We start from the raw sequence: 15,365 nt of genomic DNA on the forward strand, positions 1-15,365 counted from the left end.
CCCGCAATGACGCGGACGGTGCAACAAAACTAATTCTTAGCTTAAAGCAGCTTTAACCTGGTCTGCGGCTTCCTGGAACAATGTTGCAGAAAGGATTGGCATGCCTGAGTTGTCTATAATTTCTTTGGCAAGCTCTGCGTTTGTTCCTTGTAAACGTACAATAATAGGCACTTTAATAGTATCGCCCATGTTTTTGTAAGCATCTACAACACCCTGAGCAACACGGTCGCAACGTACAATACCACCAAATATGTTGATAAGGATAGCTTTTACGTTAGCATCTTTAAGAATGATACGGAAAGCCGTTTCTACACGCTTAGCATCGGCAGTACCACCCACGTCCAGGAAGTTAGCCGGCTCAAAGCCTGCATATTTAATAAGGTCCATAGTTGCCATGGCAAGGCCTGCGCCGTTTACCATACAGCCCACAGTACCATCAAGGTCTACGTAGTTAAGGCCAACTTCTTTTGCTTCAACCTCAATAGCGTTCTCTTCAAGAACATCGCGCATTTCTGCATATTTCTTTTGGCGGTAAAGTGCGTTGTCATCAAGAACAACTTTAGCATCTACAGCAAGAATTTTATTATCAGATGTTTTAAGCACCGGGTTGATCTCAAACATTGATGCATCGCTATCAATATATGCTTTGTAAAGCGAAGCGATAAACACAGTCATTTCTTTAAACGCATTGCCGCTAAGGCCAAGGTTAAAAGCTATCCTTCGCGCCTGGAAGCCCTGTAGGCCAACAGCCGGGTCTATCTCTTCGGTAAAAATACGGTCCGGGGTGTGCTCAGCAACTTCCTCTATATCCATACCACCTTCGGTAGAATACATGATCATATTGCGGCCTTTACCCCTGTTTAATAGTACAGACACATAAAACTCAGAAGTTTCACTTTCTCCGGGATAGTAAACATCTTCGGCAACAAGTACCTTGTGTACCCTTTTACCTGTAGGAGGAGTTTGCGGTGTAATAAGGTCCATACCTATTATTTGTCCTGCAATCTCTTCTACCTGTTGTAGGTTTTTAGCCAGCTTTACGCCACCACCTTTACCGCGGCCACCCGCATGTACCTGTGCTTTAATAACATGCCAGCCTGTACCTGTTTGGGCAGTAAGCTCTTTAGCAGCAGCAACAGCCTCGGCAGGGCTATTTGCTACAATACCACGCTGCACGCGCACGCCGTGGCTTGCCAGTATTTCTTTTCCCTGATATTCGTGTAAATTCATATTAAATGCGTTTATCTTATTAAAAGTGGAACAAAAATAGCAAATTACATTTGTATAGCCGAAAGGTTTTCAATTTTTTTCCTGCTAAAAAAGTATAGCTTTACATTTGCTTAAAAAAGTGATAACGCAACGCAACTAATTTAACTTTGCAGCATCTATAAATAAACAACCACCATGAAAAAGATACTCCTTATACTATTACTGCCTGCACTGGCAATAACCGGTTGCAGCGATGATGACCAAATTAATACAGCAGGGCTTGAGGGCTCATGGAGCCTCGTAGAAATACACAACGGCTTTGGCGCAACGAACATTGGGTATGACGAAGGCATAGTCATCTGGACTTTTGACGAGCAGGAAAGAGAAATCGATGTAGTTAATAGCGCATCGGCAGATAATTACAGCGCACTGGCAACCGGCAATTATGGCTATACCATTGGTGCCGAGAACCAGGTTTGTAATGATGCTTTATTTATTGAAGAAGATGCTTATGGCTGTATATCAATAACTAACGACACACTTAGGGTAAGCAGTGCTCATGTAGATGGCGATATTCTTACATTTGTACGTTAACACTGTTTTGGGTCTATTTTATAGTTAAATTTTGATTATTGGTACATCTTTTGAATACCTTTATGGTATGAAAAAGAGAATGTTATATATGATGATGCCCGTATTGCTTTTTTTAAGCTGTACTGATGATACGCAGGAAAAAGATCCGGTTGTTGAAAAAACCGACTCTATTGAAGGCCTCTGGAAACTTATTAAAATAACAAGTTCTATTGGTAAGCCGGGATCTGAGTATGAAGATGGCGACATTAACTGGACATTTACAGAAAATGCAGGTACGGTTAATGTACAAAACCATATTAAAGGGCCTGAATTTACAGGTATGCAAACCGGATCGTATAACTATAAAATAAGTAATATAACTTCGGGCGAATGCACGCAAATTTTTACCATTAGAGATAAAGACGGTATAGGCGGATGTATGAGCATTAGTAACGATACCCTTAAAATACACAATGCCTACGCCGGGCACTACAACCTTATATTTGTGCGTTAACAAACTTTTAACGCGCATCTTTTTATTTTGTAACGCAACCTTTCGGTTTTTATGCATCTATTATAAAAAACCGGGATGAAAAAGTTAAATATACAACACCATTACTTACTATTAGCACAGTTAATTCACTGTGCGGTAAGTAGTGGTGTTTTTTGTTTATCTCATAACATAGTATTAATATAATTGAATTTACTAAATACGAACCTTTAACAAATACCGTTACGGTTTTGTATGCAGTTACGTTCTTACAAATTATCAGGAATTTTTAGATTAAATAGTTAATTATGCTGCCCCGGCAGTAAGAAGGCTCACCTTGCTTTTATACTTAATTATTAACTTTTGGGCATTACCGGCGCCTCCACACTAAACAAAAAAGGTATGAAAGAGATCATCATTTTAATCCTGGCGCTTCCTGTAATATTGTTTTACAAAAGCGACGAACACAACGGCTACAGCGATACCTGGTACAAAAACAACTGGTAAATACGCTTGTAAACACAATTTAAAGTTATAAATATAATAGTATTTTTTAATTATTGTTATATTTGTAACTTTTTGTTATTTTTTGTTAAGCCTGCGTTATTTGCTTGTTTGCGTGGTATTTGATACCTAATTTTGTACTCTTATAAGGAAAAAAGATGGAAGCGAAACAACTGGTACAATTGGCAGACGAATTTGGAAGTCCGCTGTATGTATACGACGCGGCAAAGATACAGTCGCAGTACAACAAACTGGAGAGAGCATTCTCTAAAGTACAACATTTAAGGATAAACTATGCCGTAAAGGCATTAAGTAATATATCGGTTTTAAAGCTGCTAAAACAAATGGGATCTGGTTTAGATACCGTTTCCATACAGGAAGTACGCCTGGGGCTATTAGCCGGTTTTGAGCCCGAAATGATCATTTATACGCCTAACGGTGTATCTATGGAAGAGATAGAAGAAGTTGCGTCTATGGGTGTTCAGATAAACATAGACAATCTTTCTATATTAGAGCAATTTGGCGCCAAGCACCCCACTACCCCGGTGTGTATACGCATCAATCCGCACGTAATGGCGGGTGGCAACAGCAACATCTCGGTTGGGCATATCGATAGTAAATTTGGTATCTCTATCCACCAGATGCCGCACCTGCTGCGCATTGTTCAAAATACGGGCATGCACATTAACGGTATCCATATGCACACGGGTTCTGACATTCTTGATATCGAGGTGTTTTTATACGCTGCCGAGATCTTGTTTGAAACCGCTGCACAGTTTAAGGAGCTTGAATTTCTTGATTTTGGAAGCGGCTTTAAAGTGCCTTACAAGAAAGACGACATACATACTGATATTGAAGAGCTGGGCAAAAAACTGGGCAAGCGTTTTAACGCTTTCTGTGCTGAGTATGGGCGCGACTTAACGCTTACGTTTGAGCCGGGTAAATTCCTTGTGAGCGAAGCCGGTTTTTTCCTGGCTAAGGTAAATGTGGTTAAGCAAACAACATCTACCGTATTTGCGGGGATAGACAGTGGTTTTAACCACCTTATTCGCCCTATGCTGTACGGCAGCCACCACCATATAGAAAACATTAGCAATCCTAAAGGCAAAGAGCGCTTTTACAGCGTGGTTGGCTACATTTGCGAGACCGACACTTTTGCCAACAACCGCCGCATACCCGAGATTAAGGAGGGCGATATATTGTGTTTCCGCAATGCGGGAGCATATTGCTTTAGCATGAGCAGTAACTATAACAGCCGCGTGCGCCCTGCCGAAGTACTTTGGTATGAAGGCAAAGGCCACCTGATAAGGCAGCGCGAAACTTTTGAAGATATTGTACGCAACCAGGTTATTTTGGACTTTGAGCCCGCTACACCTGCCCCTGCCATTACCGTTTAGGTTATATATATGTTACTTTTTTATTCTAAAAACCGCACGTAATTGTGCGGTTTTTTGTTTTGTGAGGCTACGGGTTTTGTAAGGGATTTTTTGGTATGTTTGGGTTGTAGAGACGCAATGCTTTGCGTCTCCCATAAATAAACATTGAAAAGACGCAAAGCATTGCGTCTCTACGAAACATCTGCTAACGCGAGCGTCTCGCTCGTGCCGGTAAAACCATAAATATTAGGGTACGAGCATGTCGATCGCACCAGTAATACTCAACAGCAACCCAACCCCTAACTGCTTAAAAGCCTCCATTTCATTTATATTCTTTAAAAAAAGACCTATACAAATTGTATAGGTCTTTTTTTAAGAGGTAATTTTTTCGCTAAACGTTACTTTAGCAAACTTACCTGACTCCAAATAGTTCACTAAGTTTTTTTTCAATATCTCCGTCTCTCATTATAATCTTTCCTTTTGGATCAATCAGAATTTTTACAGGAACTGCTGATACCGCAAAATTATAAGCTTCCGAATTTTTTTCATCTCTTACCTGTAGCCAGGGAAGTTGGTGCTTTTCTAAAGCGTTAAGCCACGCCTTACTACTCTTGTCGATAGAAACGCTTAGTATCTCAAAATTTTCATTCTTATATTTTCCATATAACTCTTTGATATTAGGAAATTCGGCAACGCAGGGACCACACCAGCTGGCCCAAAAATCAATCAGTACATATTTACCCCGTAATGATTTTGTGCTGACATTTTTTCCATCAGGGCCCAAAAGAACAAAATCCTTGATCTGGTTGTTAACAGCAGATGATTTTAAGGCATTTATAAATGTAACGATTTCTTTGCCTTCATCAGAATTTTGCCTTTTTTTACTTAACAGGGCATAATATTTTTTTATAGTTTCGGCATCCATCCCTTCCATATTCCATTTTAGCACACGTACAGCTGCAAAAGAATCAGGATGATTTTTAATAAATTTTTCGAGTACAATAACGGTATATTTGTTAAACAGTTCAATATAGTCGTTGTTATATGCTCTATATTCTGACGAGACATCGCCACCCCTGGTATATTCCGGAGTTACCGGATATTTTTTTTGGAGCTCTTTAACGATATCTGTATGTGTACTTTGGCTTAAAGTATTAAATTCCTCATAATCTATAGCAGATTGCATGCCCGAAATGCGGAATGAGAAACTTCTAACATCTATATCGTTTAGTACAATAGTTCCGGGATGCTCTGCCATCAAACCAAATGGCCTTTCTCCAAGTTTTTTCAATGTATATTCGTCATATATCCAGGGCATATCATCTTTTCTAAATGGCATTATAATCACAAAATTGCCATTAACAACTTTAACCGTATCTAAAGGCTCTCCTTTGTACTTAAAATAAATTTCGTCGTATCCTTCAAGATCGTTAATAATATTACCCTTTATGGTAATGTTAGATTGGGCTTGTAATGCCACGCTGTAAAACAATAACAGTGGCAGCCAACTTAAAATTTTCATAGTTTGTGTATCTAAAATTAAATTAATCCTCAGCAATTCTGAGGATGCAAATATTTACCAATCGCAACTTAATAAGCATTGAACCAGATTAAGAAATTATATTGACAGGAAAAAGTACGGTACGGCTAGAAATACCAACATGTAATTTTAATGCCTAAAAGCAACTGTATACTTCAGGGTAAATAGTTAACTTTAAAACATCAATTAAAAATTAAAGCCATGCATAAACTAAAAGCCGTAATATTCGACCTTGATGGCACCCTCGCCAATACCCTGCCCCTTTGTATTAAAGCGTTCCGTAGCTCGGTAGAGCCATTGATTAACCGTAGTGTAACCGATGAGGAGATCATCGCCACCTTTGGCCCATCTGAAGAAGGAACTATTATGGCCCTGGCGCCCGATCATTACGACCAAGGTGTGGCCGACTACCTTATGCATTACCAGGCTTACCACGAAATGTGCCCCGCCCCTTTTGATGGCGTTAAAGAGCTGTTGGACAGCCTTAAAAGCAAAGGCATCCGCATTGCTATGGTTACCGGTAAAGGTAAGGCCAGCGCCGATGTTTCGATAGATAAATTCGGCTTAAGCCAGTATTTTGAGTTTATTGAAACCGGTATGCCCGAGGGTCCGCGTAAGCCCGATGGTATCGAAGCGATACTCAGGGCCTTTAATAATGTGCCGCTTAACGAGGTAATATATGTGGGCGATGCACCAAGCGATATTATTGCGTGCAGGGAGGTGGGCATACCGATAGTTGCCGCCGCCTGGGCCGAAACCGCTGAACCCGAAAAGCTTATCCGCCTTAACCCCGACGAGATTTTTTACTCCTTCCCGGAATTTGCAGAATGGATACTCCGGAATGTTTAATTTGGGGATTTGTGGATTTGGTTATTTGAGGCAAGCACATTAAAAAAAAATTCACAACAAAATAATATACAGTCATTTAAACACATTTACTTCTACTCTTTGTAGAGGGGATAATCAGTATAACCTTTTTCGCCGGGAGTGTAAAATGTAGCCTCATCAGGTTGAGTAAAATGCTTATCGTGCTCAAGGCGATATGGCAAATCAGGGTTAGCAATAAACAAACTCCCGAACGACACCATATCGGCCTCGCGGCTCTCAATTGCAGCAGTAGCCCTTTCCCCTGTATAGCCGCCGTTAAGTATCAGTAAGCCAGTAAAATAACCACGCATGGCCGAAATCAACCCTATACCTTCCTGCGATTGCCTTGCGGCGGCATCTACAACATGTAAGTATAAGATATTCAGCTTGTTCATTTCTTTTGCAAGGTATTCATACGTAGTGTATACTTCGTCATATTTAGGCATAGAATTAAAGATTCCGTAAGGTGAGAAACGTATTCCAACGCGCTTGCTACCAATAGCTTCGGCAACCGCCTGGGTTACTTCAATTACAAAACGGCAGCGGTTTTCTATACTTCCTCCATACTCATCGGTACGGGTGTTGGTATGCGGATTTAGGAACTGCTCCAGTAAATAACCGTTGGCACCATGCAGCTCCACACCATCAAAACCAGCCGAAATTGCGTTCTTAGAGGCTATTACGAATTCTTCAATGGTTGCATGTAAGCTACTTAAATCCAGTTCTTTTGGAGTATTTGTTTTAAGCAACCCTTTAGCATCTGTAAACATTTCTGCATCAGCATTAATAGCCGATGGTGCTACAAGTGTGGTACCCTCCGGCATATTCTCATAATTACCGATCCGCCCCACGTGCATCAGCTGCATTATTATCTTACCTCCCTTTTCGTGCACTGCTTCGGTAACCTTTTTCCAGCCTTCAAGTTGCTCATAATCAAAGATACCGGGTATGCGCGGGTAGCCTAAAGCATTGGGCGATGGCGCCGTACCCTCGGTAATTATAAGCCCTGCCGATGCCCGTTGGACATAATATTGGGCCATAAGGTCGTTTGGTACGTTGCCAATGGCTCGGGAGCGCGTCATAGGAGCCATAACAATGCGGTTTTTTAATTTTAGGTTGTCGGCATTAAGCGAAGCAAAGAGGTTTGGGGCAGAATTTAACACTGATATTTCACTTTTGGATTTCGTTTAAAGTTACAAAATCGTACATAGTGAGGGGTTAAACTTACCATAAATAAGCCTCAAAAAGTACTAAAATATACCGATTGGTATATTTTTAGATTGCATTTTTAACCCAAATCACAAAATATACCAATCGGTATAATACTATTATTTTTCAACTTGTGCCAACCACAATTTTATTGTTTGTTGAAGGGCGACTTTTTTGGTGTTGAAATCAGCCTCACCATGAATTGCAACCATGCGTCGGCCATCGGTATAATTACCTTCTAAAATTCCTGTAGTATCATTTATGACTGACCCGGTAGGGAAGATAAGCAATATGTAATTATCCTTTCGCAGGTTAAATACCACAATGTCCCGCTTATATTCCTTCGCATCAAAGGCTGCCATTGCGCCATTATAGTAAAAGGCGGGGGCGTTCCACTTAATTTGTTCAGATACAGTTGCATCCGTGCTTAAAATTACTTCCCGTATGGCCTGCATTGTGGTTGCCAGCGGGTGTATTGATGTTGCTATATATTGCGTAACCTGATCTTCGTCAGATAGTTTTTGTTTGGCCATGTATTTTTTTTACAAACCTACGGCTGTTTGAGTAGATTATTGCTGTGCATTACAGCCAGTTGCAGGGTGTGTATGGGACAGTTTAGTTGCAATAATGTTTAGGTTTATCGGGTACCGTCGTGGCTTCTAAACTGCTAAAATAGAACGGCCTGCGAAACTGGTAATAATACACCCTACCTGATATCCGTACGCTATTCGCTTCGGTAGGCCTGTGTACAGGTGTTTTCTTCATATCGACGGCTATGGTGTAATAGTTGCCATAATATTGGGATGGCGACCTGAACAGTACAATACTATCGGTGCCTGTGGTGTCTTTTGCAGTATAAATTACGCTTACGTCGGTGCATTTCAGTTTTTTGGCAAGCAGGCGCTGCTGCTTTTTTGTGAGCAGCAACATCTGTACGTTATCATAACCAAAAAAGGTGTTCTTATTATAACGGGCAAACAAGTCTGATGCTAACTCTTCAATTTCTTCGTTATAACTAAAGGTATTATCAATCTTTTTGCGCTCGCCGGTACAGGAACACAACAGCAATAGCAATAACAAAAATGCAGCAAGGTTTTTCATAACAGGTTAATGTATTGCGCTAATGTACTGATTTATATTACATAAATCACTTCTTTACAACATCGCTATTATCCTGATGACCTTTACTGCTTCCTGTCCTTTATCATCGTAACCTGGTCTATCCTTCGGAATTTCTTGTTTGTAGAAACCGTAACCTTTTGCGTGTAGGTGCTGTCTTTCGCATTAATGATCCTAACAGTCATGATGCCAGCCTTGGCAACACTACTGTTACGAGAAAGCGTACCCGCTGTAGGGCTAAGGGTGTAGGTGCAATCGTCTATCCAGGCAAGGTCAAAATCATAGGTTTCAGATGATTCCTCCATGCGCTCGGTCTGCACATTGCCGTCGCGTTTTATAATGCATACTTTTTTAGATGCTGGGTCGGTAACTTTAAAAGTACCGTTTTTAAGATGCTCACAGCCATTGCTTTGGCTAAAGCCGAAGAAAGGTAGTAGGGTAAAAACAGCTAAGAGGGTAATTTTTTTTATCATACGCGCACTACTGGGTTTGTCGGTTTGCTTTAAAAAGGCATATAAATGTAAGTAATGCTGCTAAAATAAGCAATAGGTAACTCAATATTTTAATTTCAGACGCATACGGCCAGTGCATCAGCTTAAAAACGTTGCCCGCGACAAAGCTAAACACGCCAAAAACAGCTATGGCTAACGCTATGTATTTCAGTTTCCCTTTCATATTTCTATGACTTTTTGTAGTAGGTTCAACAAGCTGACCGGCTATGATGGCCGGCAGTTATATCCTTTAAAATAAGTTGAATTTAAAAATTGCCTTTGTAGTTTGGTACTAAAACCGAACCACAAAGGCATAAGAAGTTTATACAGTACCTTCCGGTATGATGGGGGGCGTGTTAATGCGCTTAAAGTTCTTTTCTATAGCGCGGATCATCTCTCCGGCTATATCTTTATTGGTAGCTCCCTCAATACCTTCAAGTCCGGGAGAAGAGTTTACTTCCAGCAAAAGTGGGCCCTTAGAGGAACGTATGATATCTACACCGGCCACTTTTAGGTTCATAGCTTTAGCGGCGCGGATGGCAATACGCTTTTCTTCGGCTGTTACTTTTATTACCGATGCCGTACCCCCAAGGTGAATGTTAGCGCGGAATTCTCCCGGCAACGCTTCACGCTGAATGGCAGCCACTACCTTGCCGTCTATCACAAAGCAACGGATGTCTTTACCATTAGCTTCCTTAATAAACTCCTGAACCAGTATATTGGCATTTAGGCTTTTAAAGGCATTGATAACGCTTTCTGCGGCTTTTTTGGTTTCGGCTAAAACTACGCCCTTACCCTGCGTGCCTTCTAACAATTTAACGATAAGCGGCGAACCGCCAACCATTTTAATAAGGTCGTTGGTATCAAGCGGGGAATTGGCAAAGCCCGTGGTTGGGATATCGATTCCGCTATTTAATAGCAGTTGTAACGAATACAGTTTATCACGGCTCTGGCTAATGGCAGCCGACGAGTTTAAACAAAATACCTTAAGCGCCTCAAAATGACGGGTCAGGGCACAGCCGTAAAACGTCATACTGGGGCGAATGCGGGGTATAACGGCATCAAAGTCGTTAAGCACCCTGCCGCCACGGTAATGAATTTCTGGCGTATCGGCATCCAGCTTCATGTAGCAGTACTTAAGGTTTAAAAAGTGCATTTCGTGGCCGCGGCTCTCACCGGCTTCCATAATGCGCTTGTTGCTGTACAACTCTGGGTTACTGGCCAGTACACCAATACGCAGGCCACGTTTGGGCTCTTCGCCTTTTTCGTACAGTTCCATTAATTTTTCGCGGGTAGGCTGGCCTAACAGGTATTTTTGTTCCGGGTCTACCAATATGCGCCCGCTCATGGCCTCGCGGCCCAGCAGCATACGGAAACCCATAGAGTCCCTGTTGGTTAGCGTAACTTCTACATCCCAGTCGATATCGCCCACCTGAATGCGCGATTTTATTACATAACGCTGCTCGCGGTACCCGCTACTGCTCTTAACCACACGCTTATCTACAAGCGGGGCCTGGCAGTGTATCACGGCCTTGGAGTTATTTTGTATGGGGTTGATATCAAATTTTACCCAACTTTCGCCCTCCCTTTCAAAGGGGGCAATATTGATGGCATGCAGCGCCGAAGTCTTGGCGCCACTATCTACACGTGCTTTAATGGTGGGTATTCCCAACTCCGGGAATGCGCACCACTCTTCGCTTCCTACTATTACTTTCTCAAGCATTTTGTTATAATTACTGCAATCTAAAGTACTACTTTTTTTATACGTAGGATGCTCCGGAGAAGTATTTATGTAAAGATTTTACACTAAATTAACGTTACAGCATAATCTTTTTATAGCCAGTGCTATACGCCTTTTGTTCGCCCCATAAATATTCAAGGTATTCTTTACGGGCTACCACTATGGCATCAAGGGTAAGGAGTTTAGAAACATCCGTATTTTCGCCCACAGTGGTGCTAAACGGTATCTTGGTAACCACCACAAGTACCTCATTATTAAGCGATGTGATCTCGTAGCATGTAAACTCGTAAAGGTATTCTTTAGTAACCATGTTTTGGTTTTCGGCATAAACAAAGCCTTTGCTGCCAAAACGCTGGCGAATATCTTTAAGGGTAGTTTTGCCAAAAACAAAGCCCGGCAGCAACGATTGCGCGCCTTCAGGCTGCTGAAGCCAGTCGTTTTCCATGTAAACAACCTTGCCTTCTTCTATGGTTACAGAAAAGTCGTTGCCGTTATCCGTACGGTATTTGTACATACCCTCGGTATGCGTTACCTCTTTAAGTGCCAGTTTTTTAACGGTCTCCTCGCTACTCCCTATTTTTATACCCATCATGGCCGGGGCAAAAACAGCAAAACACGCAGCAGCGGCAAAAGCAAACAAAGTTTTCATAGTACCCAAATTTAAGAGGCTTGTGCAAAGGTATTCAATTTATTGCGGATTTGTTGATGTGGAGATTTGTTTGAGGGTGGATGTGTGGATGTGGTTATTTGGTTATTCGTTAATTTGATTATTTGGAGGGGCGTGGATATGGTTGTTTGTATTTACCGTACTATACCCGAATGCGTCTTTGCGAGAAGGCACGACGAAGCAATCTCATAATTCTGACAAACAACGATGAGATTGCCGCGCTTCGCAAGCTCCGCTCGCAAAGACGTGCGTGAAGAAAGGAGTGTAGTATCATATACCTGAGCCGCATTCAATGTTCCTTACTGATTTTACCAAATTCACGCATCACCAAATCCACGCATCACCGTATTCACCTCCTCCAAATCACCAAATCCACGTATTACCGCATCCACGTTCCACCTACTCTATCACACTCTCATCCAGATGCAGATTATTCAGGAAGGCAATGGTGTTCTCAATATCGTAGTGAAGGATGCGGTCTTCGGTAACCAATGGCACTTCTTCGCGGTATGATTTTATGAACATCTCGATGAAATCGCTTGACTTCAATGGCCTGCGGAACTCCAATGCCTGCGAGGCATTCATAAGCTCAATAGCCAGTATACGCTCTATATTCTCAACTATCCTGTAGGCTTTTGTAGCAGCATTGGCACCCATACTCACGTGGTCTTCCTGCCCGTTGCTGGACACTATACTATCTACACTTGCAGGGGTTGCCAACTGTTTGTTCTGGCTCACAATGCTTGCGGCAGTGTATTGCGGAATCATAAACCCTGAATTTAATCCCGGATTGCTTACCAAAAACGGGGGCAGCCCACGCAGGCCGGAGATAAGCTGGTACGTACGCCTTTCGGATATACTACCCAACTCAGCCATAGCAATTGCAAGGAAATCAAGCGTTAGTGCCAGCGGCTGCCCGTGGAAATTCCCGCCCGAAATGATCTGGTCGCTCTCTACAAATATGTTAGGGTTATCGGTTACCGAGTTAATTTCGGTCTTAAATACTTTCTTTACATAGTCAACTGTATCTTTGGTAGCCCCATGTACTTGCGGTATACAACGGAATGAATATGGATCCTGAACGTGCTGCTTAGGGTGGGCTATGATCTCGCTGTCCTCAAGCAGGTCGTTAAACCTGCGGGCAGTTACAATCTGGCCCTTGTGGGGGCGCACCATGTGTATGTGCTCATCAAAAGGTTCTATACGTCCGTCAAAGCCTTCTAAGGATACTGCGCCAATAACATCGGCTAAATAATTAAGCTTTATCGATTTTAGAAGCACATAAACGCCATAAGCGCTCATAAATTGGGTGCCGTTAAGCAACGCCAGCCCTTCTTTTGATTTTAAAACAATAGGCTCCCACCCCATTTTAGCCAGTACTTTGTGTGCAGGCTGGCGGAAACCATCCATATACACCTCACCCTCACCCAGTAACGGCAGCGATAAATGCGCTAACGGAGCCAGGTCGCCCGAAGCGCCAAGCGAACCTAAGGTGTATATTACGGGGTAAATTTCGTTATTATAAAAGTCGACAAGGCGTTCAACCGTTTGCAGCTGCACGCCGCTGTTACCGTAGCTAAGCGACTGTATTTTAAGCAGCAACATTATTTTAACGATAGCTTCGGGTACCTCATCGCCGGTACCACAGGCATGCGATTTTACCAGGTTTTCCTGAAGTTTAGAGAGGTTATCGTTAGATATTTTTACATTATAAAGTGACCCAAACCCTGTATTAATGCCGTAAATGGGCTTATCTAAAGATGCCATTTTGTTATCAAGGTAAGCGCGGCACCTTTCTATGTTACCCCGCGCCTCTTCCGATAAGGCTAATTTTTTATCCTGTTGCAGGATATCGTTCACAGTTTCAAGGGATAATATATCGGTACTAATATAATGTATGTTGTCCATAATGTTGATCAGCTTAGAATCCCCAAAATTCACTAATCGGCAATTAAAAAACAACTTATTTGTTATATTTTCATTTTTGCCTGCGTTCTGCCTCAATTTTAAGATAGGCTTTACCCAAATACGTAACAACATCCATAGCTGTAAATGCCTGCATGCTTGTTTCGCTAATGGCAACATCTGCCGTAAGGCCATGAAGGTAAACACCAAAGATGGCCGCATGTGCCGCCTCATACCCCTGTGCCAGCAGGCCGGTTATTATGCCGGTAAGGGTATCGCCCGTGCCGCCTGTTGCCAGCGCAGCATTGCCCGTTGTATTGATAAAAATACTGCCTTTATACACCACCATAGTATGCGCATCTTTAGCTACTAATATAATATTGTGCTGTTTAGTAAAGACTTTCATTTTTTCTATCTTATCAAAATCGGTATCCCAGCCACCCATAAGGCGTTCCAGTTCTTTAGGATGTGGGGTAAGAATGGTGTTCTCCGGCAATAATTCCAGCCACTCTTTATTAGATGAAAGTATATTAAGCGCGTCGGCATCTATTACCAGCGGTACATTTACCTTGCTAAGAAACTCCTTTATAGCCTGTTGTGTTTCAAGATGTTGCCCTATACCCGGACCTATCCCAATGGCTTTAGGCTGCAAATCGAAGCCTATTTTCGTTATGTACTCATCACCATCGGTAAGTACCATAGCCTCGGGAAAAGCGGTTTGCATCACGTTGTACCCACATTTGGGAATGTAAGCCGTAACCAGCCCGCAACCCGACTTTAGCGCTGCTTTTGCCGCAAGGCACACCGCCCCTATTTTGCCATAGCTGCCGCCAATAATAAGTGCATGGCCCTGCGTACCTTTGTGGGCATGTGGTTGTATGGGATGGTAAATTTGGTTGGCATGCGCCGGACTAACCAAATAATAATCTGACACGTAGTTTTTTATAAAATCTTTATCAAGTCCAATATCGAGTATTTTTATACGGCGGATGTATTCGCAATTGCCCGGCAGGTAAAACGCCAGTTTAGGGAACATAAAGGTGAGCAGGATATCGCTTTTAACGGCAAAATTGGTAGGCCTATCCATAAACATACCACTTGGCACATCAATACTAAGTACCTGCCCCTCGCAAGCGTTAATGTAATCTACCACCTTTTTTACACTATCAGGCATTTCGCGGTTAAGCCCAATACCAAACAGCGCATCTATGTATATCAGCTTGCCTTTTTCATACTCATATTCCGAATTTTCATCGTGAACAGCACCTGTAGATGTGAAGGCCGCAAGGGCAGACTCATGATCAGGAGTGGGATTGCCTGCTTCTTCCACTATATCAACCTTAAGCGGGTAACCGTCTTCATACAGCAGGCGTGCAATTACAAGCCCGTCGCCACCGTTATTGCCCTGTCCGCAAAAAACATGAAAGGTAGTCTCTTTATCGGGGTAATGCTTTTTAATCCATAAAAAAGCCTCAAGCCCTGCACGCTCCATTAACTGGTAGGAGGTTATATTTTGGTTTGTTATTGTGGTTTTATCAGCCTCGCGTATGTTTATGGTATCAAAAATCTTCATTTGCCAGTATAATTATTGTAATTATAAAAATTTGGTAAAAAGCTAAGCAGCTCTTTTGCAGCTACGTAAATTTATTACATTTGTAAGTATATGACGGTTAA

15 protein-coding genes are annotated in these 15,365 nt (G+C 42.2%); 4 read left to right on the plus strand and 11 right to left on the minus strand.

Annotation, left to right across the window (positions count from 1 at the left end):
* Positions 1-36: 36 nt before the first annotated feature.
* Positions 37-1,230 (minus strand): ADP-forming succinate--CoA ligase subunit beta, encoded by a 1,194-nt coding sequence (gene sucC / locus FMM05_RS01675; RefSeq protein WP_143371599.1) that lies wholly within the window; start codon positions 1,228-1,230, stop codon positions 37-39.
* A gap of 174 nt (positions 1,231-1,404) precedes the next feature.
* Here sucC and FMM05_RS01680 point away from each other — a divergent pair, with 174 nt between their 5' ends.
* The 3 genes from FMM05_RS01680 to lysA all read left to right on the plus strand — a co-directional run bounded on the left by FMM05_RS01680 (position 1,405) and on the right by lysA (position 4,173).
* The gene (locus FMM05_RS01680; RefSeq protein ID WP_143371600.1) at positions 1,405-1,803 is read left to right on the plus strand and encodes a hypothetical protein; all 399 of its coding nucleotides are present in this window, start codon (positions 1,405-1,407) and stop codon (positions 1,801-1,803) included.
* A 67-nt stretch (positions 1,804-1,870) separates the two neighbouring features.
* The gene (locus FMM05_RS01685) at positions 1,871-2,296 is read left to right on the plus strand and encodes a hypothetical protein (protein WP_143371601.1); all 426 of its coding nucleotides are present in this window, start codon (positions 1,871-1,873) and stop codon (positions 2,294-2,296) included.
* 638 nt (positions 2,297-2,934) lie between these two features.
* Positions 2,935-4,173 carry a diaminopimelate decarboxylase gene (gene lysA, locus FMM05_RS01690; protein ID WP_143371602.1) on the plus strand — a complete coding sequence of 413 codons (1,239 nt, stop codon included), beginning with the start codon at positions 2,935-2,937 and terminating at the stop codon, positions 4,171-4,173.
* Between the two features lie 391 nt (positions 4,174-4,564).
* On the opposite strand, the gene FMM05_RS01695 is transcribed toward lysA, so the two are convergent.
* The gene (locus FMM05_RS01695; protein WP_143371603.1) at positions 4,565-5,674 is read right to left on the minus strand and encodes a TlpA family protein disulfide reductase; all 1,110 of its coding nucleotides are present in this window, start codon (positions 5,672-5,674) and stop codon (positions 4,565-4,567) included.
* 219 nt (positions 5,675-5,893) lie between these two features.
* On the opposite strand from FMM05_RS01695, the gene FMM05_RS01700 reads away from it, so the two are divergent.
* Positions 5,894-6,541: an HAD family hydrolase gene (locus FMM05_RS01700; protein ID WP_143371604.1), complete on the plus strand. Its 648-nt coding sequence runs from the start codon at positions 5,894-5,896 to the stop codon at positions 6,539-6,541.
* A 92-nt stretch (positions 6,542-6,633) separates the two neighbouring features.
* Here the strand turns inward: FMM05_RS01700 and FMM05_RS01705 are convergent, their stop codons facing one another.
* The 9 genes from FMM05_RS01705 to FMM05_RS01745 all read right to left on the minus strand — a co-directional run bounded on the left by FMM05_RS01705 (position 6,634) and on the right by FMM05_RS01745 (position 15,264).
* On the minus strand, positions 6,634-7,722 hold the full coding sequence (locus tag FMM05_RS01705) for an alkene reductase (protein ID WP_143371605.1): 1,089 nt from the start codon (positions 7,720-7,722) through the stop codon (positions 6,634-6,636).
* A 165-nt stretch (positions 7,723-7,887) separates the two neighbouring features.
* Entirely contained in the window at positions 7,888-8,301 is a 414-nt protein-coding gene (locus tag FMM05_RS01710; protein ID WP_143371606.1) for a DUF1801 domain-containing protein, read from the minus strand.
* Between the two features lie 82 nt (positions 8,302-8,383).
* The gene (locus FMM05_RS01715) at positions 8,384-8,869 is read right to left on the minus strand and encodes a hypothetical protein (protein WP_143371607.1); all 486 of its coding nucleotides are present in this window, start codon (positions 8,867-8,869) and stop codon (positions 8,384-8,386) included.
* 83 nt (positions 8,870-8,952) lie between these two features.
* Positions 8,953-9,360 (minus strand): hypothetical protein, encoded by a 408-nt coding sequence (locus tag FMM05_RS01720; protein ID WP_143371608.1) that lies wholly within the window; start codon positions 9,358-9,360, stop codon positions 8,953-8,955.
* Between the two features lie 7 nt (positions 9,361-9,367).
* Entirely contained in the window at positions 9,368-9,562 is a 195-nt protein-coding gene (locus tag FMM05_RS01725; RefSeq protein WP_143371609.1) for a hypothetical protein, read from the minus strand.
* Between the two features lie 138 nt (positions 9,563-9,700).
* A complete protein-coding gene (gene rimK, locus FMM05_RS01730) occupies positions 9,701-11,101 on the minus strand; it encodes a 30S ribosomal protein S6--L-glutamate ligase (protein ID WP_143371610.1) in 1,401 nt (466 codons plus the stop codon).
* A gap of 94 nt (positions 11,102-11,195) precedes the next feature.
* Positions 11,196-11,768, minus strand: a complete 573-nt coding sequence (locus tag FMM05_RS01735; RefSeq protein ID WP_143371611.1) for a hypothetical protein — start codon at positions 11,766-11,768, stop codon at positions 11,196-11,198.
* A gap of 417 nt (positions 11,769-12,185) precedes the next feature.
* Positions 12,186-13,694 (minus strand): histidine ammonia-lyase, encoded by a 1,509-nt coding sequence (gene hutH, locus FMM05_RS01740; RefSeq protein ID WP_143371612.1) that lies wholly within the window; start codon positions 13,692-13,694, stop codon positions 12,186-12,188.
* A gap of 70 nt (positions 13,695-13,764) precedes the next feature.
* A complete protein-coding gene (locus FMM05_RS01745; RefSeq protein WP_143371613.1) occupies positions 13,765-15,264 on the minus strand; it encodes an NAD(P)H-hydrate dehydratase in 1,500 nt (499 codons plus the stop codon).
* Positions 15,265-15,365 lie beyond the last annotated feature (101 nt).

It is taken from the genome of Flavobacterium zepuense, from assembly GCF_007097145.1.
Taxonomy (GTDB): domain Bacteria; phylum Bacteroidota; class Bacteroidia; order Flavobacteriales; family Flavobacteriaceae; genus Flavobacterium; species Flavobacterium zepuense.